This is a genomic window from Burkholderia sp. Bp9140, assembly GCF_003853425.1.
GTDB lineage: Bacteria > Pseudomonadota > Gammaproteobacteria > Burkholderiales > Burkholderiaceae > Burkholderia.
Window position 1 is genome coordinate 91,995 of the sequence record NZ_QTPQ01000020.1, and the last position, 26,168, is coordinate 118,162.

Annotated in this window: 24 protein-coding genes and 1 riboswitch; of the genes, 10 read left to right on the forward strand and 14 right to left on the reverse strand. The window is 69.0% G+C overall.

Annotation, left to right across the window (positions count from 1 at the left end; genetic code table 11):
- Window positions 1-99: 99 nt before the first annotated feature.
- The 3 genes from DIE21_RS18145 to DIE21_RS18155 all read right to left on the reverse strand — a co-directional run bounded on the left by DIE21_RS18145 (window position 100) and on the right by DIE21_RS18155 (window position 3,758).
- Window positions 100-1,146 (reverse strand): PhoH family protein, encoded by a 1,047-nt coding sequence (locus DIE21_RS18145; RefSeq protein ID WP_124499001.1) that lies wholly within the window; start codon window positions 1,144-1,146, stop codon window positions 100-102.
- A 33-nt stretch (window positions 1,147-1,179) separates the two neighbouring features.
- Window positions 1,180-2,553: a tRNA (N6-isopentenyl adenosine(37)-C2)-methylthiotransferase MiaB gene (gene miaB / locus DIE21_RS18150; RefSeq protein ID WP_124499002.1), complete on the reverse strand. Its 1,374-nt coding sequence runs from the start codon at window positions 2,551-2,553 to the stop codon at window positions 1,180-1,182.
- Between the two features lie 272 nt (window positions 2,554-2,825).
- The gene (locus DIE21_RS18155; RefSeq protein ID WP_124499003.1) at window positions 2,826-3,758 is read right to left on the reverse strand and encodes a LysR family transcriptional regulator; all 933 of its coding nucleotides are present in this window, start codon (window positions 3,756-3,758) and stop codon (window positions 2,826-2,828) included.
- Between the two features lie 150 nt (window positions 3,759-3,908).
- Here DIE21_RS18155 and DIE21_RS18160 point away from each other — a divergent pair, with 150 nt between their 5' ends.
- The 3 genes from DIE21_RS18160 to ribB all read left to right on the forward strand — a co-directional run bounded on the left by DIE21_RS18160 (window position 3,909) and on the right by ribB (window position 7,162).
- Window positions 3,909-5,084 (forward strand): MFS transporter, encoded by a 1,176-nt coding sequence (locus DIE21_RS18160; protein WP_124499004.1) that lies wholly within the window; start codon window positions 3,909-3,911, stop codon window positions 5,082-5,084.
- Between the two features lie 222 nt (window positions 5,085-5,306).
- The gene (locus DIE21_RS18165) at window positions 5,307-5,990 is read left to right on the forward strand and encodes a helix-turn-helix domain-containing protein (protein WP_124499005.1); all 684 of its coding nucleotides are present in this window, start codon (window positions 5,307-5,309) and stop codon (window positions 5,988-5,990) included.
- Between the two features lie 194 nt (window positions 5,991-6,184).
- A riboswitch (FMN riboswitch) is annotated at window positions 6,185-6,333 on the forward strand.
- A gap of 118 nt (window positions 6,334-6,451) precedes the next feature.
- On the forward strand, window positions 6,452-7,162 hold the full coding sequence (gene ribB, locus DIE21_RS18170; protein ID WP_124499006.1) for a 3,4-dihydroxy-2-butanone-4-phosphate synthase: 711 nt from the start codon (window positions 6,452-6,454) through the stop codon (window positions 7,160-7,162).
- A 90-nt stretch (window positions 7,163-7,252) separates the two neighbouring features.
- On the opposite strand, the gene DIE21_RS18175 is transcribed toward ribB, so the two are convergent.
- The 5 genes from DIE21_RS18175 to DIE21_RS18195 all read right to left on the reverse strand — a co-directional run bounded on the left by DIE21_RS18175 (window position 7,253) and on the right by DIE21_RS18195 (window position 12,267).
- Window positions 7,253-7,939, reverse strand: coding sequence for an HAD family phosphatase (locus tag DIE21_RS18175; RefSeq protein ID WP_124499007.1), 687 nt, complete (start codon window positions 7,937-7,939; stop codon window positions 7,253-7,255).
- A gap of 161 nt (window positions 7,940-8,100) precedes the next feature.
- Window positions 8,101-9,087 carry an inositol 2-dehydrogenase gene (iolG, locus tag DIE21_RS18180; protein WP_124499008.1) on the reverse strand — a complete coding sequence of 329 codons (987 nt, stop codon included), beginning with the start codon at window positions 9,085-9,087 and terminating at the stop codon, window positions 8,101-8,103.
- Window positions 9,088-9,158: 71 nt separating this feature from the next.
- A complete protein-coding gene (locus tag DIE21_RS18185; RefSeq protein WP_124499009.1) occupies window positions 9,159-9,989 on the reverse strand; it encodes a TIM barrel protein in 831 nt (276 codons plus the stop codon).
- Window positions 9,990-10,025: 36 nt separating this feature from the next.
- Window positions 10,026-11,060 (reverse strand): xylose isomerase, encoded by a 1,035-nt coding sequence (locus DIE21_RS18190; protein ID WP_124499010.1) that lies wholly within the window; start codon window positions 11,058-11,060, stop codon window positions 10,026-10,028.
- Window positions 11,061-11,202: 142 nt separating this feature from the next.
- Window positions 11,203-12,267, reverse strand: a complete 1,065-nt coding sequence (locus tag DIE21_RS18195) for a LacI family DNA-binding transcriptional regulator (protein WP_124499011.1) — start codon at window positions 12,265-12,267, stop codon at window positions 11,203-11,205.
- 172 nt (window positions 12,268-12,439) lie between these two features.
- Here DIE21_RS18195 and DIE21_RS18200 point away from each other — a divergent pair, with 172 nt between their 5' ends.
- Genes DIE21_RS18200 through DIE21_RS18210 form a run of 3 tightly spaced genes read left to right on the forward strand, consistent with a single transcriptional unit; the run spans window position 12,440 to window position 15,125 of the window.
- Entirely contained in the window at window positions 12,440-13,525 is a 1,086-nt protein-coding gene (locus DIE21_RS18200) for a fatty acid desaturase family protein (RefSeq protein WP_185642798.1), read from the forward strand.
- A gap of 36 nt (window positions 13,526-13,561) precedes the next feature.
- Window positions 13,562-13,870, forward strand: coding sequence for a non-heme iron oxygenase ferredoxin subunit (locus DIE21_RS18205; protein WP_011657860.1), 309 nt, complete (start codon window positions 13,562-13,564; stop codon window positions 13,868-13,870).
- 4 nt (window positions 13,871-13,874) lie between these two features.
- The gene (locus DIE21_RS18210; RefSeq protein WP_124499013.1) at window positions 13,875-15,125 is read left to right on the forward strand and encodes an NAD(P)/FAD-dependent oxidoreductase; all 1,251 of its coding nucleotides are present in this window, start codon (window positions 13,875-13,877) and stop codon (window positions 15,123-15,125) included.
- Window positions 15,126-15,241: 116 nt separating this feature from the next.
- On the opposite strand, the gene DIE21_RS18215 is transcribed toward DIE21_RS18210, so the two are convergent.
- The 3 genes from DIE21_RS18215 to glpD all read right to left on the reverse strand — a co-directional run bounded on the left by DIE21_RS18215 (window position 15,242) and on the right by glpD (window position 19,185).
- Window positions 15,242-15,958, reverse strand: a complete 717-nt coding sequence (locus DIE21_RS18215; protein WP_124499014.1) for an MIP/aquaporin family protein — start codon at window positions 15,956-15,958, stop codon at window positions 15,242-15,244.
- A gap of 95 nt (window positions 15,959-16,053) precedes the next feature.
- Window positions 16,054-17,556, reverse strand: coding sequence for a glycerol kinase GlpK (gene glpK, locus DIE21_RS18220; protein ID WP_185640579.1), 1,503 nt, complete (start codon window positions 17,554-17,556; stop codon window positions 16,054-16,056).
- A gap of 105 nt (window positions 17,557-17,661) precedes the next feature.
- Entirely contained in the window at window positions 17,662-19,185 is a 1,524-nt protein-coding gene (gene glpD / locus DIE21_RS18225; protein ID WP_124499016.1) for a glycerol-3-phosphate dehydrogenase, read from the reverse strand.
- Window positions 19,186-19,346: 161 nt separating this feature from the next.
- On the opposite strand from glpD, the gene DIE21_RS18230 reads away from it, so the two are divergent.
- A complete protein-coding gene (locus DIE21_RS18230) occupies window positions 19,347-19,715 on the forward strand; it encodes a hypothetical protein (protein ID WP_185640578.1) in 369 nt (122 codons plus the stop codon).
- Between the two features lie 90 nt (window positions 19,716-19,805).
- Here the strand turns inward: DIE21_RS18230 and DIE21_RS18235 are convergent, their stop codons facing one another.
- Both DIE21_RS18235 and DIE21_RS18240 read right to left on the reverse strand, forming a co-directional pair.
- Complete coding sequence (locus DIE21_RS18235; RefSeq protein WP_044846784.1) at window positions 19,806-20,003, reverse strand: hypothetical protein; 198 nt, start codon at window positions 20,001-20,003, stop codon at window positions 19,806-19,808.
- A 302-nt stretch (window positions 20,004-20,305) separates the two neighbouring features.
- Window positions 20,306-21,085 carry a DeoR/GlpR family DNA-binding transcription regulator gene (locus DIE21_RS18240; protein ID WP_048025981.1) on the reverse strand — a complete coding sequence of 260 codons (780 nt, stop codon included), beginning with the start codon at window positions 21,083-21,085 and terminating at the stop codon, window positions 20,306-20,308.
- A gap of 223 nt (window positions 21,086-21,308) precedes the next feature.
- On the opposite strand from DIE21_RS18240, the gene DIE21_RS18245 reads away from it, so the two are divergent.
- From DIE21_RS18245 to DIE21_RS18255, 3 genes are all read left to right on the forward strand, one after another.
- Window positions 21,309-22,949 carry a gamma-glutamyltransferase family protein gene (locus DIE21_RS18245; RefSeq protein ID WP_124499017.1) on the forward strand — a complete coding sequence of 547 codons (1,641 nt, stop codon included), beginning with the start codon at window positions 21,309-21,311 and terminating at the stop codon, window positions 22,947-22,949.
- Window positions 22,950-23,261: 312 nt separating this feature from the next.
- Entirely contained in the window at window positions 23,262-24,089 is an 828-nt protein-coding gene (locus tag DIE21_RS18250) for a ferritin-like domain-containing protein (protein WP_124499018.1), read from the forward strand.
- 68 nt (window positions 24,090-24,157) lie between these two features.
- Window positions 24,158-24,667: a hypothetical protein gene (locus tag DIE21_RS18255; protein WP_124499019.1), complete on the forward strand. Its 510-nt coding sequence runs from the start codon at window positions 24,158-24,160 to the stop codon at window positions 24,665-24,667.
- Here the strand turns inward: DIE21_RS18255 and DIE21_RS18260 are convergent.
- A complete protein-coding gene (locus tag DIE21_RS18260) occupies window positions 24,661-26,109 on the reverse strand; it encodes a DEAD/DEAH box helicase (RefSeq protein WP_124499020.1) in 1,449 nt (482 codons plus the stop codon). The two genes, DIE21_RS18255 and DIE21_RS18260, sit on opposite strands and share 7 nt — an antisense overlap.
- Window positions 26,110-26,168 lie beyond the last annotated feature (59 nt).

Consider the following 26,168-nt stretch of genomic DNA (forward strand, 5'->3'; position numbering starts at 1 on the left):
CCGAATTCGAACCGGCCGCGCGCGGGCGAAAAAAGGCCCGGCGCGCCGTCGGGCGGGCCGGGCCGTCGGCCGGTGCGGCGCGCGGGCGCCGCCCGTGCTTCACGCGTCCTGGTGCTGCGCGTGGAAGTCGTCGTACGCCTCGACGATGCGCGCGACGAGCGGATGACGCACGACGTCCGCGCTCGTGAAGCGCGTGAGCGCGATGCCGCGCACGCCGCCGAGCACCTGCTGCGCCTCGACGAGGCCGCTCTTGTGCCCGCGCGGCAGGTCGACCTGGCTCGTGTCGCCGGTGACGACGGCCTTCGAGCCGAAGCCGATCCGCGTGAGGAACATCTTCATCTGCTCGGGCGTCGTGTTCTGCGCCTCGTCGAGGATGATGAACGCGTGGTTCAGCGTGCGGCCGCGCATGTACGCGAGCGGCGCGATCTCGATCATCTGGCGCTCGAACATCTTTGCGGTCTTGTCGAAGCCGAGCAGGTCGTACAGCGCGTCGTACAGCGGCCGCAGGTACGGGTCGACCTTCTGCGCGAGATCGCCCGGCAGGAAGCCGAGCCGCTCGCCGGCCTCGACGGCCGGGCGCGTCAGCACGATCCGCTTGACCTGGTCGCGCTCGAGCGCGTCGACCGCGCATGCGACCGCGAGGTAGGTCTTGCCGGTGCCGGCCGGCCCGATGCCGAACGTCACGTCGTGCTGCAGGATCTGCTTCAGGTATTCGCGCTGCGCGGGCGTGCGGCCGCGCAGGTCGGCGCGCCGCGTGTAGAGCTTCGGCGCCGGTTCCTCGTCGGGACCGACGTCGTCGATCTGCACGACGGGTTCGTCGAACGGATGGTCCGGGTCGCCGCGAAAGCGCACGTCGAGCGTGTCCTGGCGGCCGTTGCCGGACGTGTGGCGCACTTCGACCAGCGCGAGCTGGATATCGTCGACCGACAGCGGATCGCGCGCGCGGTTGTAGAAGTTATCGAGCGCCGCGAGCGCGAGCTTCGCGCCGCGCCCGCGGATCGTGATCCGGTGGCCGCGCCGCGCGAGCGTGACGTCGAGCGCCTGTTCGATCTGCCGCAGGTTCTCGTCGAGCGGGCCGCAGAGGTTGGCGAGGCGCGCGTTGTCGTCGCGCGGTGCGGTGAATTCCAGTGCTTGGACGGTCTTCAAAGTAGCGTCGGGCTCCTGTTGAACGTCAGTCGGTCAGTGGGTGGCCGCGCTCGCGTCGTCGCTCACGAGCAGGAGCTCGCCGCGCAGCGAGTGCGGGTACGCATGGTTGATCTTCACGTCGATCATCTGGCCGATCAGGCGCGGGTGTGACGCGAGCGGCGCCGGGAAATTCACGACCCGGTTGTTCTCGGTGCGGCCCGACAGTTCGTTCGGGTCCTTGCGCGACGGGCCCTCGACGAGGATCCGCTCGACCTTCCCGACCATCGATTGGCTGATGCGCGCGACGTTTTCCTCGATGGTCGCCTGCAGATGTTGCAGGCGTTTGAGCTTGACCTCGCGCGGCGTGTCGTCGTGCAGGTTCGCGGCCGGTGTGCCGGGGCGCGGGCTGTAGATGAACGAGAAGCTGGTGTCGTAGCTCATCTCGTGCACGAGCGCCATCATCTTGTCGAAATCTTCCTCGGTTTCGCCGGGGAAGCCGACGATCATGTCGGTCGACAGCGACAGGTCCGGGCGGATCGCGCGCAGCTTGCGGATCACCGACTTGTATTCGAGCACCGTGTAGCCGCGCTTCATCGCCATCAGGATGCGGTCGGAGCCGTGCTGGACCGGCAGGTGCAGGTGGCTCACGAGCTTCGGCACCTTCGCGTAGGCGTCGATCAGGCGCTGCGTGAATTCCTTCGGGTGCGACGTCGTGTAGCGGATCCGCTCGATGCCGGGGATGTCGGCGACGTATTCGATCAGCGTCGCGAAATCGGCGATATCGGACGAGCCGGCGGTCAGTGCGCCACGATAGGCGTTCACGTTCTGGCCGAGCAGCGTGACTTCGCGCACGCCCTGGTCGGCGAGGCCGGCCACTTCGGTCAGCACGTCGTCGAGCGGGCGCGACACTTCGTCGCCGCGCGTGTACGGCACGACGCAGTAGCTGCAGTATTTCGAGCAGCCTTCCATGATCGACACGAACGCGCTCGGCCCCTCGACGCGCGCGGGCGGCAGGTGGTCGAACTTCTCGATCTCGGGGAACGTGATGTCGACCTGCGCACGGCCGCTTTCGCGGCGCGCGTCGATCATCTGCGGCAGGCGGTGCAGCGTCTGCGGGCCGAACACGAGGTCGACGTACGGTGCGCGCGACACGATCGACGCGCCTTCCTGGCTGGCGACGCAGCCGCCGACGCCGATCAGCAGGCCCGGCTTCGCTTCCTTCAGCTCGCGCACGCGGCCGAGGTCGGAGAACACCTTCTCCTGCGCCTTCTCACGCACCGAGCACGTGTTGAACAGGATGATGTCCGCGTCTTCCGGGGTATCGGTCTTTTCGAGGCCTTCGGCCGCATTGAGCACGTCCACCATCTTGTCCGAGTCGTACTCGTTCATCTGGCAGCCGAAGGTCTTTACGTAAACTTTTTTCGTCATGGGGATTCGCCGTTCGCAGTGGTTGACCTGGGGGCGTCGTCAAGGGTGAATCGGGACGGCTGCTGCCGGTGCGGCGGCGCGTGCCGGTGCCGCGTGGCGGACCGGGGCGCACCGCGCGCGCCGAGCCCGTCGTACACGATCGCGAGGATCGTGAAAAGCCGTCGGGAAAGCTCTCCATTATAGCTTTACGCGCCGTCCCGGGCGGCCGGCGGGTTGCAGCCGCGCGACGCCGCGCGTCGTGCTCCGACCCCGACATGGCGGCGCGGCAACCGTCAGCGGCACGCGTTCAGCAGATCGTCGAGCGCCGCTTCCTCGCGCGCGAACCGTTCGGCGAGGAAGTCGAGCAGCACGCGCACGCGCGGCGCCATGTAGCGCTTGCTGTGATAGATCGCGTGCAGCGGCGCGTCCTGGTGCCGCCAGTCGGGCAGCAGCACGCGCAGCCGGCCGGCGCGCACGTCGTCGGCGATGTCCCACAGCGACTTCAGCGCGATGCCGTGGCCGCGCAGCGTCCATTCGCGGGTGAGGCCGCCATCGTTGGTCTCGAACGCGGTCGACACCGGCACCGTGTGGGTCTGCATTGCGTCGCCGCGCGTGAAGCGCCACGTGTTCATCGGGCCGGACGCGATTGTGATCACGTTGCAGGGAAAGCGGGCCAGATCATGCGGATCGGCCGGCACGCCGTGGCGCTCGACGAACGACGGCGCCGCGCACAGCACGCGCCGGTTCGCGGCGAGCCGGCGCGCGATCAGCGCGCCGTCGGGCGGCGCGGCGAAGCGGATCGCGAGGTCGATCTCGTCCTGCCACAGGTTCGACGACGAGTCGGACGCCGTCAGCGAGAACGTGACGCCCGGATGCAGCGTGGTGAATTCGTCGAGCCAGTCGAGCAGCTGGTTGCGGCCGAAATCGGACGTCGACGACAGCCGCACCTTGCCGGCCACCACGTTGCGGCCTTCCTGCAGCAGCGCGTGCGCGTCGTCGAGCGCCTGCAGCGCCTGCCGGCAGCAGTTCAGGTAGAGCCGGCCTTCGTCGGTGAGCCGCAGCTGCCGCGTCGAGCGCTCGAACAGCCGCGTCGCGACCTTCGCCTCGAGCTTCGCGAGGCGCGCGCTGGCGGCGGCCGGCGTGAGGCTCAGCTTGCGCCCGGCGGCGGACAGGCTGCCCAGTTCCGCCGCCTCGACGAACAGCCGGATGTCGCCCAGTCGATCCATCGGATTTTCCAGAATTTTTTGAAAATGGTTCAAATGCCACGCCAATTATCAAAGATAGGCGTATTCGGGACAATGCGCGCACATCCCGCCTTTTTGTGCGGTGCGGCACCGAGCGGGCGCCGCGTCCGCCGCCGCCTTCCGGAGAACGTCATGCCCATTCCGTTACTGGCGCTCGCGATCAGCGCCTTCGCCATCGGCACCACCGAATTCATCATCATGGGCCTGCTGCCCGAAGTCGCGCACGACCTCGCCGTGTCGCTGCCGTCGGCCGGCCTGCTGGTCACGGGCTATGCGCTCGGCGTCGCCGTCGGCGCGCCGCTGCTCGCGGTGCTGACGAGCCGCATGCCGCGCAAGGCCGCGCTGCAGCTGCTGATGGCGATCTTCATCGTCGGCAACGTGCTGTGCGCGAGCGCGTCCGGCTACGCGATGCTGATGGTCGCGCGCGTCGTCACGTCGTTCGCGCACGGCTCGTTCTTCGGCATCGGCGCGGTGGTCGCCGCGTCGCTCGTGCCGGCCGACAAGCGTGCGAGCGCGATCGCGCTGGTGTTCACGGGCCTCACGCTGTCGAACGTGCTCGGCGTGCCGTTCGGCACGTTCGTCGGCCAGCTGCTCGGCTGGCGCGCGTCGTTCTGGATCGTCGCCGCGCTCGGCGTGCTGTCGCTCGGCGGCGTCGCGCTGCTGGTGCCGAACCGCCACGACAGCGGGCCCGTCGGCCTCAGCCACGAAGTGCGCGTGCTGAAGGAGCCGCAGGTGTGGCTCGCGCTGCTGATGACCGTGCTCGGCTTCGGCGGCGTGTTCGTCGTGTTCACGTACATCGCGCCGATCCTCGAAACCGTCACCGGCTATTCGCCGCGCGCGGTCGCGCTGATCCTCGTGCTGTTCGGCGCCGGGCTGACGGTCGGCAACACGCTCGGCGGCAAGCTCGCCGACCGCGCGCTGATGCCGTCGCTGAGCGCGATCCTGGTCGCGCTGATGGCGGTGATGGCCGTATTCGCGAAGACGAGCCACCTGCCGGTCGCGGCCGCGGTGACGGTGTTCGTGTGGGGGATCGCCGCGTTCGCGACGGTGCCGCCGTTGCAGGCGCGCGTCGTCGAGAAGGCCGCGAGCGCGCCGCATCTCGCGTCGACGCTGAACATCGGCGCGTTCAACGTCGGCAATGCAGGCGGCGCGTGGCTCGGCGGCCTCGCGCTGGAGCACGGCTTCACGCTCGACGCGCTGCCGTGGGTCGCCGTCGCGGTGACGTTCGCGGCGCTCGTCGTCACGTGGCTCGCGATGCGGCTCGATGCGCGCGCGCCGGCGCGCGGCGCGGCACCGGCGGCACGGTAGGCAAGCGGTGCGTCGAGCGGCGGTGCGCCGACGCCATGGCGACAGGAAAAGGTTCGCGAGAAACGCATTCCTCCGCGATGCTGATAACGGTGTGAAGATAACTTCGTTTGCCGGGTCTGGGCCGGGTGATAGCGTCTCGATACGCGCCGTTCGTGGCGCAACCCGATTCCGGTTCCGGCTTACCCCATTCGCAGGGCCGCACGGCGGCCCGGAGGCCATGCTATGTCTTCACCCCTGGCGCTGGTGCGCGACGTGTCTTCCTTCGAGTCCGGCGAGGCCGCCGGCGCGCGGACGTCCGCGTCGCTCGACGTCCTCGAGCAGGTCGTCGGCGTGAACCTCGCGCGCCTGCGCGCCGAGCGGCAGCTGTCGCTCGATGCGCTGGCGCGGCTGTCCGGCGTATCGCGCGCGATGCTCGCGCAGATCGAATCCGCGCGCAGCGTGCCGTCGATCAAGGTGCTCTGCAAGATCGCCGCGGCGCTGAAGGTGTCGGTCGCCGCGTTCCTGCGGCGCCACGCGGTGAACGGCTTCGAGCACCTGGCGGCCGAGCGCGCGGCACGCGTCGTCAGCTCGAACGGCCGCTTCTCGGCGCGCGCGCTGTATCCGGAAGGCGAGCCGGCCGCGGCCGAATTCCACGAGCTGCGGATCGCGCCGCTGCACACGGAGCCCGGCGCGCGCCGCGCGCCCGGCACGACGGTCAACCTGGTCGTCAGCGAGGGCACGCTCGAAGTCAGCGTGCACGATCGCCGTCAGCTGCTCGCCACCGGCGATGCGATCGTGTTCGACGCCGACCAGCCATACAGCCTGCGCAACCCGGGCGACAGCGAGGCGCGCGCGTTCCGCGTGACGGTGAGCCCCGAGGTGCCGCCGCGCTGGCTCGTGCCCGATGCCGCGCACGCGGCCGGCTGAGCGCAGGTTGCGTCGCCCGGCCGGCGCCGGTGCCGGTGCCGTTCAAGGCAGGCGCGCAGGCCAGGGGTCGGCCGTTCGGACGATGCCGTTAGACGGAGTCGTCAGTAAGGTTTTAGATGTGGTTCGCTGCGCGGCGCGCGCAGCTGATGTATGCTTGGCCCGCCGGTGCCGGGACAGATCCCGGCCGGCAATCAGTGCGTCTTCAGGGCGGGGCGAAATTCCCCACCGGCGGTAGGCTGGCGTAAGCCGGCGAGCCCGCGAGCGCCCGCGCATCCGCGCGGGGTCAGCAGATCTGGTCGAATGCCAGAGCCGACGGTCACAGTCCGGATGAGAGAAGATGTGCAGATAGTCATGTCCGTCAGGGCCGCTTTGCCATGCGTGCGAAGCGGGTTGTCGTTCTGTCTGTTTGCAATGCCCTGAAACGTTTTTCGCCCAAATCATCATTGCGAGGAGCGTTTCACATGTCCTTCATGTCCGCTTCGTCGGCCCCCGCCGACGCCTTTGCCGATCTCCCGTTGCTCGATTCCGAACCGGTGCCGCCGCGCATCGCCGCCGCGCTCGACGCGCTGCGCGCGGGCCGCGCGGTCGTGTTGCAGGACGATCACGACCGTGAAAACGAGGCCGACCTGATCGTCGCCGCCGAACGCATCACGCCCGAGACGATGGCGCTCCTGATCCGCGAGTGCAGCGGCATCGTGTGCCTGTGCCTGACCGACGAGCGGGTGCGCGCGCTCGAGCTGCCGCCGATGGTGCAGACCAACGAGAGCCGCAACGGCACCGCGTTCACCGTGTCGATCGAGGCGCGCGAAGGCGTGCATACCGGCGTGTCCGCGGCTGATCGCGTGACGACGATCCGCGCGGCGATCGCCGACGACGCGAAGCCGTACGACATCGTGCGCCCCGGCCACGTGTTTCCGCTGCGTGCGCAACCGGGCGGCGTGCTGGCGCGCCGCGGTCACACCGAAGGGACGGTCGATCTGTCGATCCTCGCGGGCCTGAAGCCGGCCGGCGTGCTGTGCGAGCTGATGAATCCGGACGGCACGATGACGCGCGGCGACGACGTCGAGCGTTTCGCGCAGCAGCACGGGCTGCCGATGCTGACGATCGCGGAACTCGTCGAATTCCGCGAGGCGCTGGCGGCCGCGCGCGAGCGCTGCTGCGAACCGGCCTGACAGCCGATGCAGCGGGTGCGCCGATGCGCCTGCGGTACGGCGTGCGCATCGAGCCGCACGCCGGTCATGTCGATCCGGTGCGGCCGTCCGTCAGGACTGCACGTCGCCGAATTCGCCGCGCAGGCCGGCCGCGACGAGCGCCGGCAGTTCGTCCATCCTGCGCATGATCCGCGTGATGCCCATCGCGCGCAGCGCGTCCGCGTAATTGTCGGGGATGTGGCTCGCGCCGACGAACGCGACCGTCTTCATGCCCGCCGCGCGCGCGGCGTTCAGGCCCGACACGCTGTCCTCGACGACGATGCAGCGCGCCGGCGCGACGCCGAGCGTGTTCGCCGCATGCAGGTACACGTCCGGGTAGGGCTTCGGCCGCGCGACCTGCTCGGCGCTGAACACGCGATCGCCGAAGATTTCGGTGAGCGCTGCGCGCTTCAGCGAACTGCGCACGCGCACGAGCCGGCTGTTCGATACCACCGCGGCCGGCAGGCCGACCTTCAGCAGCGCGTCGCGCACGCCGGTGATCGGCGCGAGCGATTGCGCGAGCGCGGTCTCGATGTTGTGCTCGATGGTCTCGATGAAGTTGTCGGGCATCGCGATCCCGAAGCGGGCTTCGAGCCCGGCGAGAAAGCGTGACGTCTGCTGGCCGAACGCGGACTTCGCGGCGTCTTCGAAATCGAGGTGCGGGAAGGTGGCGGACAGCGTCTCGAACAGCACGCGGTCGGCAATGACTTCGCTGTCGACGAGTACGCCGTCGCAGTCGCAGATAAGGTGATCGAGCATGGTGGTGAAGAAGCGGGGTGTCGGCGACGCCGATCATCCCGCCATGATACGTGCTTTCGCGGCTGCGCCGCGCGCCGTTCAGGCGTGCCCGCTCGCGCGGCCGGGCCGGTCCCGCCTTGCTGCACGGCGGCCGCGCGCCGGTGCCGGCGCCGTCGCGCGCGTCACACCTCGACCACGCGCCCCGTCTGCCACGACGTCATCGCGGCCTGAGCCAGCTCGAGTGCGGCGACCCCGTCGTCGATCGTCGTCCTGACCGGCGTGCCGTCGCGCAGCGCATCGACGAAGTGCGCGATCTCGGCCGCGTACGCGTGCCGGTAGCGCTCGAGGAAGAACGGCTCCGGCACGTCGGTGGCGATGCCGTTCGCCGACCACGCGGTCACTTCGGTCGGCCGCACGTTGCCGGCCTGCAGCATCCCGTTGCTGCCGAGCAGCTCGAAGCGCTGGTCGTAGCCGTACGCCGCGCGGCGCGACGTGTTGATCTGGCACAGCAGGCCGCGCCGCGTGCGGATCGTCACGGCGGTCGAATCGATGTCGCCGGCGTCGCGCACGGCCGGGTCGGTCAGGCAGCTGCCGGTCGCGTGCAGCGTCTGCGCTTCGTCGCCGAGAATCCAGCGGAACACGTCGAAGTCGTGGATCAGCATGTCCTTGAAGATGCCGCCCGAGCTGCGGATGTAGTCGACGGGCGGTGCGCCGGGGTCGCGGCTCGTGACGACCAGCATTTCCGGGGCGCCGATGTCGCCGCGCTCGACGCGCGCCTTCAGCGCGGCGAAGGTCGGGTCGAAGCGGCGCTGGAAGCCGATCATGCAGGTCACGCCGCGGCGGCGCACGACCTCCGCGCATTCGCGCGAGCGCGCGACGCTCAGGTCGACCGGCTTCTCGCAGAACACGGCCTTGCCCGCGTTCGCCGCCGCGACGATCAGGTCCGCGTGCGTATCGGTGCTCGACGCGATCACGACGGCCTGCACGGATGCATCGTCGAGCGCGCGCTCGATGTCGGCGGCCTGCGCGCCGTGCGCATGCGCGAGCGCGTCGGCCGACGGCGCATGCCGGTCGATCACGTACTTGAGTTTCGCGCCCGGGTGGCGCGCCAGATTCGCCGCATGGATCTTCCCGATTCTGCCCGCGCCGAACAAAGCGAATTCGATCATTCCGTTCTCCTGTTGATTCCGTTGTGTTTCGCCGGCACGCGGCCCGTGTCGGCCGCGCGCCGCGGCGGCGCTCAGCGATCGGCCAGTTCGCCGCGCACGTAGTCGATGCTGGCCCGCAGCCGGTGCTCGATGTCGTCGGCTTCGGCGATTTCGCTCGCGAACGGCTCGAACGAGAACGCGCCGCGGTAGCCGCGCGCGAGCAGTTCGCGCAACTGCCGGATGTTGCCGAGCCGGTCGGCGCCGCCGACCAGCACACGATGGCCGTCGCGCATCCGGTCGACCGGCAGGTCGCTCTCCTCGACGCCCGAGATGTGCACGAGGCCCGTCAGGTTCGGGAAGAAGATGTCCTCGCCCGACAGGTGATGGTGGAACGTGTCGTGCACGAGCCGGAATACCTGCTCACCGGCCGCGGCGTAGATGCCCTTCACCGCGTCCGACTTGCGGCGCAACGCGCACTCCTCGAAGCCGAGCGGTTCGATGAAGCCGAGCAGGCCGCGCGCTTCGAGGACCGGTTTCAGCGCCTTCAGCGCTTGCACGAGATCCGCATGGCGCGCATCGGCGTCGCGCGCGTCGTCGCGGCGGTTGGTCGGGCACAGCACCAGCGCACGCGCGCCGCATTGCGCCGCGTAATCGGCCAGCTCGGTCGCTTCGTCCGCGCGCTCGGCATTCCATTGCTCGAAGCGCTGCAGCGCGTTGATCGTCAGGATCGTCACGCCGCCGGCTTCGGCCGTCGCGCGCACGGCCGAAGCCGGCGTGCCGTCGGTGATCTCGACGCCGTCGAGATCGTTGCGGATCTCGATCGTGTCGACCCCGAGCCGCCGGCACAGCGCGACATAGCGGTCGAGCGGCAGGCGCGGCGCGCTCATCCGGTTCAGCGAAAAATGGAATGCCTGTTGCGTCATCGTGCTTCCTCAGGTGTCGAGTGGGGCGGGGCTGAATTACGTGAGTTCGCGTGCCGTGGCGTCGGCCGGTGCATCCGCCGTTGCCGCGGCGAGCGTGCGCCACGTGTCGCGCAGCCACTGCGCGCACGCGGCGTTGTTGTCGAAGATCGAATAGCGGGCGCCGCCGCCGTAGTCCGGAAACGGGATGAACTCGCAGCTGATCTGCTCGAGCGGTGCCGGCCGTGCATGAACCTGCCACTGCAGCAGGTGCCGCAGCGCCGTCTTCCACGTGTCGAGCGGCGCCGCGCGCCATTCGCCGTGATAGGCGCCCGGCGCCGGTTCGACGAACGGGTACTGGATTCCGCGGCCCGGCCGGCCGTTAGCGCGGCGCATCCAGCGGTTCTCCGGATTGTTCGGAATCACGCTGCGCGCATGCGCGTGCCGGACCCAGCCGCGCGCGATCCAGTCGGCGTAGACGGCCGACCGCGACGCCGGGGCGAGCAGGCGGCGCGCGCTGTCGGCCGGCTCGTGCAGGCCCGACGCGTCGAGTTCGGCGCGATTGTCGATCTTGAACAGCAGGTGCGAATGATCGAGCGTGATCCGGAACGGTGCGCCGGCCTGTTCGACAAGCTGCGCGACGCGCGCGATGCGCGTGAAATCCTCGCTCCACATGTCGACGTGCACTTCGAGGCTCGGCAGGCAGCCGACCGGCTCGCCGCGTTCGTACGCGCGCAGGTAGAAGTCGGCGACTTCGCGGTCCGACAGCGGATGGCCGTCGGCGTGGTGCGCGTATACCTGGCAGTTGAGCACCGTGCTGCCGAACCGCGCGCCGGCGTCGATGATCTCGTCGACGTGCGCTTCGTCGCGGCCGGCGCACCAGATGCCGCCGATCACGCGAATCGGCAGCGCATGCCGGTCGACCAGCGCGAAATACGGCTCGAGGTCCTCGCCGCGCGCCGGGTTCTTCTCGACGTAGTCGAACACGCCGGCGCCGGCGATCATCCGGAACCGCTCGGCGGGCGTGGGCAGCGGCAGGCCGTCGTGTTCGAGCACGCCGTCGAGGTTGACGCCGATGAGGATCGCTTCAGCCATGGTCTCCCGTCCGTGCTGGTCTCTGGATGGCTGTCAAATGTACGGACGTGCCGCGCGGGCGGCATGACAAACGTTGACGAAAAATCGCCAATGCGGCGGTCGATTTTCTTGCGCCGCGCATCCGTGCGATGCGCGGCGGGCGTCAGGCCTGCAGGTACGCGCTGGTGCGCACGTTGGCCGAGCAGAACACGCGGAACTCGACGGGGTCGCCGGGCGGCGGCTGTTCGACGATGCCGCACGCATGCAGCACATGCTGCAGCGCGGAAATCGCCTGGCCGTCGGGATCCTGGTCGATCGCGATGTCCATCGAGCCGGCCTCGATGTAGGTGCGGTGCAGGTCGATCATCTCGTGCCCGACCCAGACGACGCGTCCGGCCGCGCCCGCCTTGCGCAGCGCCGCCTCGATGCCGGCCGAGCCAGCGCCGCTGTTGTAGATCCCGACGATATCGTCGTGCGTGTGCAGCGCGTTCGTGACCGCGCGGTAGCAGCGGTCGTCCTGGTCGAGCGTTTCGACCGGCGCGTCGTCGCAGCCCAGGGCGGTGAACGCCTCCTTCAGCTGGTCGACGCAGCCGGCCATCCGGTCGGCGTGCGCGCGGTAGCCCATGCGTCCGCCCAGCAGCAGCACGCGGCCGGGGCGCGCCGCGAGGCGGCCGATGTAATAGCCGGCCGTGCGGCCGGCGCGGTAATTGTCGATGCCCGCGTAGTGCACGCGGGCGACGCCGCCGATGTCGGTGACCATCGTGACGACGGTTTCGCCACGCGCGATCGCGCCGGCCAGCGCGTCGCGCACGCGCGGCGTGTCGCGCGCGGTGACGATCAGCGCCGCGCGCCGGTAGGCGGGTCGTTCGATCAGCGCGGCGGCGCGCTCGTCGTCGGCGGCGGGCAGGATGGTCCGGTGCACCACCACGCGCCGGTCGAGCATCTGCAGCGAGCGCTGCAGCGCCTGCTGCAGCCGCCGGAAGAACGGCGCGTCGGTGTCCGGCAGCAGCACGTCGACGTGGAGCAGCCCGTGCCGCGTGTCGGGCAACTGGCGCGGCACGCCGAGCTGGCGTGCGGCCGCCACCACGCGTTCGCGCGCCTGCGCGGACACGCTGCCGCGCTCGTTCAGCACGCGGTCGACGGTGGTCGTGCTGACCCCGGCAAGCGCCGCGATCTCGTCGAAGCGTGCGGTGCGCTTGCGCCAGCGCGGACCGGACGGGTCGGTCATGGTCGTCTCCAGATGTGTCGCCGCCATCGGTACGTGGCGCTGTCCGGAACGCTAAAGCGATGGCGAAATTTCGTCAACGTTTCGATTGAGCGGGCCATGGCCGTCGCCTAATTTTGAGTGCATGACGAAGCGCTCGCCGCGCTTCCCGCACACGAACAACCAGGAGACACAAGTGGCCCACACGGACGACCAGGCGCACGATCGCACCGCGGCGGCGCGCCGTCAGGAATACCGGATGATCGGCGGCGCCGGCGAGCGTGCGCGGGCGGCGGGGCTCGTCAACGCCGAGTGGTACCGGTGCCCGGTGCCGCGGCCGCTGATGAAGCAGCTGATGCAGCGCGACGACGCGCGCGCGATCCGCGACACGCTGATCTGGTACGCGGCGATCGTCGCGAGCGGCGTGCTCGCGTGGCTCGCATGGCGTGCGCATTCCGCGTGGGCGATTCCCGCGTTCCTCGTATACGGCACGCTCTACTGCAGCCCGGCCGACTCGCGCTGGCACGAATGCGGGCACGGCACCGCGTTTCGCACGCGCTGGATGAACGACGTGCTGTACCAGCTCGCGTCGTTCCAGGTATTCCGCCGCGCGACGGTATGGCGCTGGAGCCACGCGCGCCATCACACCGACACGCTCGTGGTCGGGCGCGACCCGGAAATCGCCGCACCGAAGCCGACCGACTGGCTCGGGCTCGCGCTGAACGTGATTGCGCTCAAGCACGTGACGAGCGAGCTGCGCAAGATGGTCGTGCTCGCGTTCACCGGCCGTCTCGACGACGAGGAACGCACCTACGTGCCCGAATCGGAGTGGCCCAAGGCCGTGCGCGAGGCGCGCATTCATCTGACCGTTCATGCACTCGTGATCGGTGCGGCGCTGGTCTGGCACACGATCCTGCCGCTGCTCTACATCGGGCTGCCGAGCCTGTACGGCGCGTGGCTGTACCTGTACTTCGGCCTCACGCAGCACGCGGGCATGCCCGAGAACGTGCTCGACCACCGGCGCAACTGCCGGACCGTGATGATGAATCCGGTGTTCCGCTTCCTGTACTGGAACATGAACTACCACGTCGAACACCACATGTTCCCGATGGTGCCGTTCCACGCGCTGCCGAAGCTCTATGACGCCGTGAAGGCCGACATGCCGCCGCCGTACCGCAGCACGCTGGCCGCGTATGCGGAGATCGTGCCGGCGCTGGTGCGGCAGACGCGCGACCCGTCCCATCACGTCGTGCGGCCGGTGCCGGACACGGCGCGTGCATGACCGGCATCGAACATTTCAACGAAGGAGACACGCATCATGACGCAATGGATCGACACCGGCGCCCTCGACGACATCGACGATGAGGACGTTGCCCGCTTCGACCACGACGGCCGCACGTACGCGATCTACCGGATCGACGGGAACGTGTATGCGAGCGACGGGCTGTGCACGCACGAGCACGTGCATCTCGCGGACGGGCTCGTGATCGACCACGTGATCGAATGTCCGAAGCACAACGGGCGCTTCGACGTGCGCGACGGCCGGGCGCTGTCGGCGCCGGCCTGCGAGAAGCTGCGCACCTACCGCGCGAAGGTCGAGGACGGCCGCATCCTGATCGAGGTGTGACGCGATGGCGAACGACCGGGTGATGGCCATCGTCGGCGCGGGCCATGCGGGCGGCCGCGCGGCGCAGGTGCTGCGCGAGGGCGGCTGGCGCGGGCGCATCGTGCTGATCGGCGCGGAGGCGCACCTGCCGTACGAGCGGCCGCCGTTGTCGAAGGGCGTGCTGACCGGCGAACGCAGCGCCGCGCAATGCGGGCTGCGCGATCCGGATGCGTGGCGCGCGGACGACATCGAGCCGATCGTCGCGACGGTCGAGCGGATCGATCCGGTTGCGCGCGAGGTGCATGTATCGGGCGGCCGTGGATTCGCCTACGACGCGCTATTGCTCGCGACCGGCGGCCGCGCGCGCCGTCTGGCGATTCCCGGCGCGGAACTCGACGGCGTATTCGCATTGCGCACGCTCGACGATGCGGCGGCGCTCGGCGCGCGGCTCGTGCCCGATGCTCGGGTCGTGCTGATCGGCGGCGGCTTCATCGGTCTCGAGGTCGCGGCGTCGGCGCGCTCGCGCGGCTGCCGCGTGAGCGTGCTCGATGCGGCGCCGCGTCTGCTCGGGCGCGCGGTGCCGGAGGCGATCGCGGCGCGCGTGCATGCGCTGCATGTGCAGCGCGGCGTCGCAATCGGCCTGGGCCGCCGGCCCGTCGCGATCGAGCGGACGCCGGACGGCGCGCTGGCCGTCGTGCTCGACGACGGCGACACGCTGATCGCCGATACGGTGGTCGCCGGCATCGGGATCGAGCCGGCCGACGAGCTGGCGCGCGACGCGGGCCTCGTCGTCGAGCGCGGGATCGTCGTGAACACACGGCTCGAGACGTCGGCGCGCGGCATCTATGCGGCCGGCGACGTCGCGGTGTTCCCGAGCGGATCGTCGGGGCGGCTCGTGCGTCAGGAAACCTGGCACGGCGCGGAAACGCAGGCGCGCGTCGCCGCACGCAACATGCTCGGCGCGGACGAACCGTATCGCGAGATGCCGTGGTTCTGGTCCGATCAATACGACGCGCAGCTGCAGGTGGCCGGCGAACCGGCGCTCGGCGAGCGGACGGTCGCGCGCGTGCTCGGCGACGACGCCGAGATCCATTTCCACTTCGATGCAGGCGAGCGGCTCGTCGCGGCGAGCGGCTTCGGCCGTGCGTCGGGATTCGTCAAGGAGATGCGCGTCGCGCGCATGCTGGTCGAGCGCGGGATCGGCGTGAGCCCGGCCGCGGTCGCGGATGCGGGTGTGAAGCTGAAGTCGCTGGTGTCGGCCGCGGGCGATCGCTAGCGGCAGCGTGCGGTGCCGGCGCGGCGGCGGCCGTGCGAAGCGGGAGGAGGGGGGCGATCGGAAGCGCGCGGCAGCGGCTGCCGCGCGCTCGAGCCCGAACGCGCGTGAAACCGCGATCAGGCCATCGCGTGCAGGCGCAGATACAGGCCGGCCGCCGCGGCGCCGCCGAGCAGCGGGCCGATCACCGGCACCCATGCATAGCGCCAGTCGCTGTCGCGTTTGCCGGGGATCGGCAGCAGCGCGTGCATCAGGCGCGGCGACAGGTCGCGCGCCGGGCTCATCGCATAGCCGGTCGGGCCACCGAGCGAGATGCCGATGCCGAGCACGAGCAGGCCGACGGGCAGCGCGTCGAGCGCGCCGAGGCCGACCTGCGGCGACGCGAGGTACAGCACGCCGAGGATCAGCACGAACGTGCAGATCGCTTCGGTCAGCACGTTGTGCGTGGTGCTGCGGATCGCGGGCGCCGTGCAGAACACCGCGAGCTTCAGGTCCGCATCGACTTCCTTCGCGAAGTGCTGGCGATAGGCGAGCCACACGAGCAACGCACCGGCCATCCCGCCGAGCATCTGCGCGACGATGTAGCCGCCGACCTTCGCCCACGCGAACTTGCCCGCGAGCGCGAGGCTGATCGTGACGATCGGGTTCAGGTGCGCGCCGCTGAACGACGCGGTCACGTAGACGGCGACGAACACCGCCATCGCCCAGCCCATCACGATCACGATCAGGTCCGCGCCCTTGCCCTTGGTCTTCGCGAGCAGCACGTTGGCGACCGCGCCGTTGCCGAGCAGCACGAGGATGGCGGTGCCGATGAATTCCGCAATATAAGGTGACATGTTGTCTCTCGTAGATGACGGCGGACTCGCGCGTCGCGCGGTCCGCCGGTATTGTTGTATTTCGTCCGGATTTCTTGGGGTGACGACTGCGGTGGTTACTGTGCGTCGTCGGCCCACGCCTTGGCGGCGCGCACCGCGCGCTGCCAGCCGGCCATGCAGCGCTCGACCTGCTCCTTCTGCATCGACGGCGTGAAGCGGCGCTCGAGCTGCCACTGGCTGCGCACTTCGTCGAGGTTCTTCCAGTAGCCGATCGCGAGGCCCGCGAGGTAGGCCGCGCCGAGCGCGGTCGTCTCGGTGATCTGCGGACGCACCGCGTCGACGCCGAGCAGGTCGGCCTGGAACTGCATCAGCAGGTTGTTCGCGCTCGCGCCGCCGTCGACGCGCAGCTCGCCGATGCTGATCCCCGAGTCGGCTTCCATCGCGGCCAGCACGTCGAGCGACTGGTAGGCGATCGCGTCGAGCGCCGCGCGCGCGAGGTGCGCGGACGTCGTGCCGCGCGTGACGCCGAACACCGAACCGCGCGCCCGTGCATTCCAGTGCGGCGCGCCGAGGCCCGCGAACGCCGGCACGAGATAGACGCCGTCGGTATGCGGCACGCTCGCGGCGAGCGCTTCGATTTCGGCGGCCGTCTTGATGATGCCGAGGCCGTCGCGCAGCCACTGCACGACCGCGCCCGCGATGAAGATGCTGCCTTCGAGCGCGTACTGCACGTCGTCGCCGATCTGCCACGCGATCGTCGTGACGAGGTTGTTCTTCGACTCGATCGGCTTGTCGCCGGTGTTCATCATCAGGAAGCAGCCGGTGCCGTAGGTGTTCTTCACCATCCCCGACGTCGTGCACATCTGGCCGAACAGCGCCGCGTGCTGGTCGCCCGCGATGCCCGCGAGCGGGATCTTCGATGCGAACACCGTGGTTTTCGTGTGGCCGTAGATTTCCGACGACGCCTTCACGTCCGGCAGCATGCTGCGCGGGATGTCGAGCAGTTCGAGCAGCTCGCTGTCCCACTCGCGCGTGTGGATGTTGAACAGCATCGTGCGCGAAGCGTTCGTCACGTCGGTCACGTGCAGCTCGTGCTTCGTGAAGTTCCACACGAGCCAGCTGTCGACGGTGCCGAACGCGAGCTTGCCCTGGCGCGCCTTGTCGCGCGCGCCCGGCACGTTGTCGAGGATCCAGCGGATCTTGGTCGCGGAGAAGTACGAATCGATCGGCAGGCCGGTCTTCGCGCGCACCTTCGCCTCGAGGCCCTGCTTCTTCAGCGAATCGCAGAAGTCGGCGGTGCGGCGGTCCTGCCACACGATCGCGTTGTAGACGGGCTGGCCCGTCTCGCGATCCCAGACGATCGTCGTCTCGCGCTGGTTGGTGATGCCGATCGCGGCGATCGACGTGCCGTTCAGGCCGGTGCGCGTGACCGCTTCGGCGGCGACGCCGGCTTGCGTCGACCAGATTTCCTGCGGGTCGTGCTCGACCCAGCCGGGTTGCGGGTAGATCTGTTCGAATTCCTTCTGGGCGATCGAAACGATGTTGCCCTGGCGATCGAACAGCATTGCGCGGGAACTCGTGGTGCCCTGGTCAAGCGCGAGGATGTACTGATCCTGCATGTCTCTCATCTCCATCCGTGGATTGGCGTAGTTGTGATGCGCGCCGCATGTTACGCGGCACGTCGGTGAATCAACGTCGGTCAGGCAACTGCAACTGCAAACGGATCACGCGTGCGGCGCGTGCACGGCCGCGAACCACGCGTCGACCGCGGCCGTCACCGCGTCGAGCGTGCCTGGCGCGACGTGCAGGCCGAGCTTCGAGCGGCGCCACAGCACGTCCTGCGCGCAGGTCGCCCATTCGACGTCGCGCAGGTAGCGCAGTTCGGCGTCGTGGATGCCCGGCGCGATCTCGGTGCCGAGGTCGGCGAGCGACGTCGCGCCGTCGACCACGCGTTCCGCGCGCGTGCCATACGCACGCGCATAGCGGCGCGCGAGCGCGGCGGGCAGCCACGGATGGCGCTTCGCGAACGCGTCGGCGAACACGTCGAACTTCGCGTTCGCGATGTCGCCGCCCGGCAGCGGCGCGCCGGCCGTCCAGGTGTTCGCGTCGCGGCCGAGCGCGCGGCACAGCAGGTCGCCGGCTTCTTCCGCGAGCTTGCGGAAGGTCGTGATCTTGCCGCCGAACACCGACAGCAGCGGCGCGCCGGCGCCGTCGTCCAGCTCGAGGCGGTAGTCGCGCGTGACGGCCGAGGCATTCGCGGCGTTCTCGTCTTCCAGCAGCGGGCGCACGCCCGAATAGGTCCAGTGCACGTCGGCCGGCGAGATCTTGCGCTTGAAGTAGCGGTTGATCGAATCGCACAGGTACTGCGTCTCGTCGCGATCGATCGCGACCTTCGCGGGATCGTTTGTGTATTCGACGTCGGTCGTGCCGATCAGCGTGAAGTCGTGCTCGTACGGAATCGCGAAGATGATCCGCTTGTCCGGGTTCTGGAAGATGTATGCGTGATCGTGATCGAACAGGCGCCGCGTGACGATGTGGCTGCCCTTCACGAGCCGCACGCTGTGCTGCGCGCCGCGGCCGAGCGCGCCGTGCAGCACGTCGCCGACCCACGGGCCGGCCGCGTTCGCGACCGCGCGCGCGCGGACGACGCGGATCGAGCCGTCCGCGTGCTGCAGCCGCGCTTCCCATTCGCCGTCGTGGCGTTCGGCGGATACGAGCTTCGTGCGCGTGAGGATCTCGGCGCCGCGCTCCTTCGCATCGAGCGCGTTCAGCACGACGAGGCGCGCGTCGTCGACCCAGCCGTCCGAATACACGAAGCCGCGCTTGATCGAGTCGATCAGCGGCGTGCCGGCCGCATGGCGGCGCATGTCGATGCCGCGCGAGCCGGGCAGCAGTTCGCGTTTCGCGAGGTGATCGTAGAGGAACAGGCCGATGCGGATCAGCCAGGCCGGCCGCAGGTTCGGCATGTGCGGCATCACGAAGCGCAGCGGCCACATGATGTGCGGTGCCGCGCGCAGCAGCGTCTCGCGCTCCTGGAGTGCCTTGCGGACGAGCCCGAATTCGTTGTACTCGAGATAGCGCAGGCCGCCGTGAATCAGCTTCGTGCTGCACGACGACGTGTGCGACGCGAGGTCGTCCTGCTCGCAGAGCAGGACCGACAGGCCGCGGCCGGCCGCATCGCGCGCGATGCCCGCGCCGTTGATGCCGCCGCCGACGACGAGCAGATCGTAGCGATTCGGTTGGGTCACCTGCTGTCCTTATGTCTGATGGAAATGGGCGAACATGAAATGTTCGAATTCGAAATTTAACGAACGAAATCGAAAAAGTAAAGTTCGAATAAGCGGGGCCAGTAGCGCGCGGCGCGATCCCGGACGATACTGGCGGAATCGACCGTTTCGCGAGGTGAGTCATGCGTATTGGGATGTGGGCCGGCGCGTGCGCCGTCGTGCTGGCAGGGTGCGGCGCCGGCACGCCGCCGCTAGCCGGCAACTGGCGTGCGCCGTCGTTCGTCGACCTGCAGACGTCGTGCGGCGGCACCGCGCGCGACTGGGGCGCGGACGCGCAGCCGGTCTATTCGACGCTGTACGACGCGTACGTGGCGAAACGGTACCGCGGGCTCACGCAAGCGAACTATTGCACGTTCGTAAACGAACTTTCGACGCACTATGCGGCGCCCGACGCGGCGGGGCGCGCCGGCTGGGTCGCGTATTTCAACGGCGCACGCGCGCAGGCCGTCAGCTGGCGGGCCGCGGTCGATCCGACGCTGCGCGGCGGCTGACGCCGGAGCGCTGCGGGAGGCGGGAGAAGCGGAAGAAGCGGCACGGCCGGGAATCCGGCCGGCGCGCCCAGGTCAGGAACAGCGGGGACTTCAGGAATAGCGGCATTTGATGGATCGCAACGCGGCGTCGCCGGTTTCGGTCACGCAGTATTTGCGTCCCGATCCCAGTCCTTCCAGCCGCACGAGCTGCTGTTCGAGCAGCGCGTCGAGTTCATCGCGATCCATGTCGCCGTGATCGGGGGCGTCCTTCACAAGCAGTAGCGTGGCGAATTCATGCGGACTCAGCATCGTTCTCTCCATGGCAATCGGTTTGCCCGCGCAGCCGGCGCCAGCGCCGCTGCGCGATACCCCGCGGGGTATGGCTTGGGGGGAAAGCTGTATTGGCCGGCCTTGGAATTCGCACACGCCTTGGCACGGGCGGATCGTGCGAACGGGCCGGGGAACTGGAGTCTAGTCGAGCGCGCGCGCAACGACAAATCGTGCCCCGTTAATTTTCAGTTTGACAGGCACGGGCGCCGCAAGCGGTTCGGCCGGCGCGCCAACTTCTTGATTTCACTTGAAGTTTCAGGTGCGGTGCAGCATCGCAAGCGTCATTCCGCGACGTACACCTGGGTGCCCGCGGCGGCCACCGCGTCGGCCATCTCCGGCGGCAGCGGCTTGTCGGTGAAGAGCGCATGGACCTGGCTCAGGTGCCCCTGGCGCACCAGCGCCGGGCGGCCGACCTTCGAATGGTCGGCGACGAGGTAGACCGTGCGCGCATGCTGCATGATCGCCTCGGCCACGCGCACCTCGCGCGTGTCGAAGTCGCGCAGCGTGCCGTCGGCCTCGATCGCCGACGTGCCGATGATCGCGTAGTCGACCTTGAACTGGCGGATGAAGTCGATCGCGAGTTCGCCGACGATGCCCTTGTCCCACGGCCGCACGATGCCGCCCGTGATCAGCACCTCGCAGTCGGGGTAGCCGCTCATCATCGACGCGACGTTCAGGTTGTTCGTGATCACGTGCAGCCCGTGATGGCGGTTCAGCGCGCGCGCGACTTCCTCGGTCGTCGTGCCGAGGTTGATGAAGAGCGACGCCTGGTCGGGGATGTGCGACGCCGCCAGCGCGGCGATGCGCCGCTTCTCGTCGTGGAACATCCGCTGGCGCGCGGTGTACGACACGTTCTCGGAGCTGGTCGGCAGGCTCGCGCCGCCGTGGTAGCGGCGCAGCAGGTTCAGGTCGGCGAGCCAGTTCACGTCGCGGCGGATCGTCTGCGGCGTGACCGCGAAGTGCGCGGCGAGATCGTCGACGGTCACGAAGCCGTCGCGCTGCACCCATTCGAGCAATTCCTGCTGGCGCGCGTTGAGGGTGAGGCGGGGATCTCGGGTCATGGCTGGGCGGTCGGATCGTGAGGCGGAGCCGGTATTGTAAGGGCGGGAAGGGCGTTCGACCGGCCTGCGGCGTCGCACCACCCGGAATTCATGCGAAAAGTGCATGTATTCATATGACAAATGAATTTGTGCGATCGCGCGGATCGCGCTGCAATGGCGGACTGTCCGCGCACGCCGATCGCGCGTCCGGCGCGTTCATTCAGCTTTCGACGAGGGGGACCCGATGACTGGCTTCAACTGGCACAACCCGTATCCGACGACCCGCATTCCGGTGTTCGCGCGCAACGTCGTGTCGACGTCGCACCCGCTCGCCGCGCAGGCCGGGCTGCGGATGCTGTGGAAGGGCGGCAATGCCGTCGATGCGGCGCTGGCCGCCGCGGCCGCGATCACGGTGGTCGAGCCCGTGTCGTGCGGGCTCGGCGGCGATGCATTCGCGCTCGTATGGGACGGCGAGCGGCTGTCCGGTCTGAATGCGTCGGGCGTCGCGCCGGCCGCGTGGAACCCGGACTACTTCCGCAAGCGCCACGGCGAGGACGCGCACGGCATCGCGAACAAGCCGACGCGCGGCTGGGACACCGTCACGGTGCCGGGCGTGATCGCGGGCTGGGAAGCGCTGCATGCGAAGTTCGGTTCGCTGCCGTTCGCGGACCTGCTCGAGCCGGCGATCGAGCTCGCCGAGCGCGGCTATGCGGTGCCGCCGATCGTCGCGCACAAGTGGGCGGCCGCGGTGCCCGAGCTGCAGGGGCTGCCGGGCTTCGCCGACACCTTCATGCCGCGCGGGCGCGCGCCGCTCGTCGGCGAACGCATGTGCCTGCCGGGCCACGCGCGGACGCTGCGCACGCTCGCGAAGGAAGGTGCGCGCGCATTCTACGAGGGCGCGCTCGCCGGGCAGCTCGCAGCGTTCGCGCGCGAAGGCGGCGGCGCGCTGACCGAAGCCGACCTGCGCGCGTACCGGCCGGAATGGGTCGAGCCGATCGGCAAGCGTTTCGGCCGCCATACGATTCACGAGATCCCGCCGAACGGGCAGGGTATCGCCGCGCTGATCGCGCTCGGGATCGCCGAGCAGGCGGGCGTGACTGAATGGCCCGTCGATTCGGTCGACTCGCAGCACCTGCAGATCGAGGCGATGAAGCTCGCGTTCGCGGACGTCTATCGCTACGTCGCCGATCCGCGCGCGATGGATCTGACGCCCGAACAGATGCTCGACGACGCGTATCTCGCGGAACGCGCGAAGCTGATCGACCGCACGCGCGCGACGCACTTCGCTGCCGGCCGGCCGCATTCGGGCGGCACGATCTACCTGTCGGCGGCGGACGAGCGCGGGATGATGGTGAGCTTCATCCAGTCGAACTACATGGGCTTCGGTTCGGGTCTCGTCGTGCCCGGTACGGGCATTGCGTTGCAGAACCGCGGGCACGGCTTCTCGATGGACCCTGCGTCGCCGAACGTTGTCGCGGGCGGCAAGCGGCCGTTCCATACGATCATTCCCGCGTTCGTTACCGAGGAAGTCAACGGCCGCACCGAGGCCGTGATGAGCTTCGGCGTGATGGGCGGCGACATGCAGCCGCAGGGCCACCTGCAGACCATCGTCCGGATGCTCGGCTACGGACAGCAGCCGCAGGCCGCCTGCGACGCGCCGCGCTGGAAGGTCAATCGCGACTTCACGCTCGACGTCGAGGCGACGATGAATCGCGAGACGGTCGGGGCGCTCGCCGCGCGCGGCCATGCGATCCAGTCGATCGACGATCCCTACATGGATTTCGGTTCCGGGCAGTTCGTATGGCGCCTCGATCCCGACGATCCCGACCGCGGCTATGTGGCCGCGAGCGACAGCCGGCGCGACGGTCTCGCCGCCGGTTTCTGACGGATCGCTTCCAGTCTTGCGCTCGACGGGCGGCCGAACGGCCGCCCGTTTTCGTTCGAGGCGGCGCAGGCCGCCGTGCGCGCGCAACCGGTTCGAACAACTCATCTAATGAACCGCAACATGCGCAACGGAACTGCGCCTGTCAGGCATGGTCAGTGCCTGAAGCACGAACATAAAAGTCCGGCTAAGATGCCAGCATGGTTCTGGCCGGACCAAGTCACTATAAATGCAAGCAATACGTCGCCTGCGGGCGCCGCGCCCGTGCCGAAGGCATGGGCCGGACGGTCGCGCGACGACTGGGAGCGCACCACCATGCCTACTGAAACGACGCATGTCATGCCGTGGCGTATCGAGGACATCGACCTGAACCGGATCGATCGTCAGCGCGCCGCCGCGAACGAGGATCTGCTGCTGCTGCTGTGCGCGTCGTCGTTCATCGAAAGCGGCTCGGATCTCTACACGAGCAACCTGAGCGAGTTCTTCAACGACGATCCGGAAGTGTCCGCGTGGCTCAACAATGCATGGGAGCACGAGGAACTGCAGCACGGGCGCGCGCTGAAGGCGTACATCGCGCACGTGTGGCCCGAGTTCGACTGGGATACCGCGTTCGCGAATTTCTTCGCCGAGTATTCGAAGACCTGCTCGGTCGATGCGTTCGAGAAGACCCGCGCGCTCGAGATGGTCGCGCGCTGCGTCGTCGAGACGGGCACGGCCACGCTCTATCGCGCGATCAACGAATGCTCGGACGAGCCGGTGCTGAAGGAAATCACCGACAACATCCGTACGGACGAAGTGCGCCACTACAAACACTTCTTCAAGTTCTTCAAGAAGTACAACAAGCTCGAAGGCAACGGCCGGCTCGCGGTGCTCGGCGCGCTGATGCGCCGCGTGATGGAAATCAAGAACGAGGATTCGGAGATCGCGCTGCGCCACGTGTTCGCGATCCGCTATCCGGATCGCGTCGGCGACAGCCAGTACAACCGCGAGCGTGCCGCGCGCATCAGCTCGCTCGTGCGGCGCAACCTGTCGGCCGACATGTGCGTGAAGATGCTGCTCAAGCCGCTCGACCTGCCCGCGAAGATCCAGCCGGGTGTCCACTATCCGCTGACGAAGATCACGCGGCACGTGTTCATGCGCTGAGCGTCACCGCGCGGCCCATTGCGCGTATGCTGCGGCATCGCCAGTCGCTTTCCACCGGGGCCGCCATCATGACCGATTCCCATCGCCACGCGCTCGAACAATGGACGTTCGACGCGTGGCCGCCGGCCGTCGTCGCGCTGTTCGACGGCACCGCGCTCGAACGCCATGCCGACTTCGCCGCATCGCTGCTCGTCGCGACCGACGATGGCCAGTTGCGCACGACGCTGCTCAGCGTCGGTGAGATCCTCGCGCGCGATGCGCACACGCTGCTGCTCGCGCTATGGCCGCAATCGCGCGCGGCGCGCGCGCTGGCGCACCGGCGTGCGGCCGCGTTGACGCTCGTCGCGGATGGCGCATTCTTTCAGGCACAACTGAGGATCGAGCCGCTCGCAGGAGACGTCGGCGGACTGGCCGGATTCGCTGCGACGATCGCGCACGGCGATGCGCAGCGGGTCGGCTATGCGCGTCTCGCGACAGGCGTCACGTTTGCGCTGGAAGGGCAGGCGCGCGCCGAGGTGCTCGCGCGCTGGCAATGCCAGGTCGAGCACCTGCGGCGCGCCGCCGCGCGGCTTCAGTGACCGCGCTGGCCGCTGCGCGACGAACGGTTGCGGTTCGCGTGCGCGGCATTGCCGTTCGCGGGACGCGCGCCGTTGCCGCTGGACGGACGACCGCCGCCGCTGGCATTGCCGTTCGCGCCGCCGGCCGTGCGCGGCTTGGCCGCCTTCGCGGCCTTCGGTTGCGCATTGCCGTCGCGCTTCGCGGCCGGCTGGCCTGAGCCGCCCGCACGCGGCTGGCGGTTGCCGCCGCCGCCACCGTTGCCGTTGCCGCCGCGCGGCTGCTGCCCGCGGCGCTGCTGGATCGGCTCCGGCTTCGCGGTCGGATCGGGTTCGAAGCCCGCGATCACTTCCTGCGGAATCTCGCGCTTGATCAGCCGCTCGATGTCGCGCAGCAACTGCTTCTCGTCGACGCACACGAGCGACACGGCTTCGCCGGTCGCGCCCGCGCGGCCCGTGCGGCCGATCCGGTGCACGTAATCTTCCGGCACGTTCGGCAGGTCGAAGTTGACGACGTGCGGCAGCTGGTCGATGTCGATCCCGCGTGCGGCGATGTCGGTCGCGACCAGCACCTGCAGCGTGCTGTTCTTGAACTCCGCGAGCGCGCGCGTGCGGGCCGACTGGCTCTTGTTGCCGTGGATCGCCATCGCGCTGATGCCGTCCTTCGTCAACTGTTCGGCAAGCCGGTTCGCGCCGTGCTTGGTGCGCGTGAACACGAGCACCTGGAACCAGTTGTGTTCGCGGATCAGGTGCGTGAGCAGTTCGCGCTTGCGATCGCGGTCGACCGGGTGGATCTTCTGCGCGACGCTTTCCGCGGTGGTGTTGCGGCGCGCCACTTCGATCAGCGCCGGCGAATCGAGCAGGCTGTCGGCGAGCGACTTGATCTCGTCGGAGAAGGTGGCCGAGAACAGCAGGTTCTGGCGCTGCGGCGGCAGCTTCGCGAGCACGCGCTTGATGTCGTGGATGAAGCCCATGTCGAGCATCCGGTCGGCTTCGTCGAGCACGAGGATGTCGAGCTCCGACAGGTCGATCGTCTTCTGCTGCATGTGGTCGAGCAGACGCCCCGGCGTCGCGACGACGATGTCGACGCCGCGCTTGAGCGCGTCGATCTGCGGATTGATGCTGACGCCGCCGAACATCACGGTCGAGCGCAGCTTCAGGTACTTGCTGTACGCGCGCACGCTTTCCTCGACCTGGGCGGCGAGTTCGCGCGTCGGCGTGAGGATCAGCGCGCGCACCGCGCGCTTCGCGCCGCGATGCTCGGCGTAGAACGTGTGCAGCCGCTGCAGGATCGGCAGCGTGAAGCCGGCGGTCTTGCCGGTGCCGGTCTGTGCGCCGGCGAGCAGGTCGCCGCCGCCGAGGACGGCGGGGATCGCCTGTTGCTGGATGGGCGTCGGCGATGTGTAGCCGAGCTCGTTGACCGCCTTGACGAGCGGTTCGGCCAAGCCGAGAGATTCGAAAGACATAGATACCACTCTGGAGTTTTATGATCAGCGACGCCTCGCGCGGCCCGCGCGGGGAACTG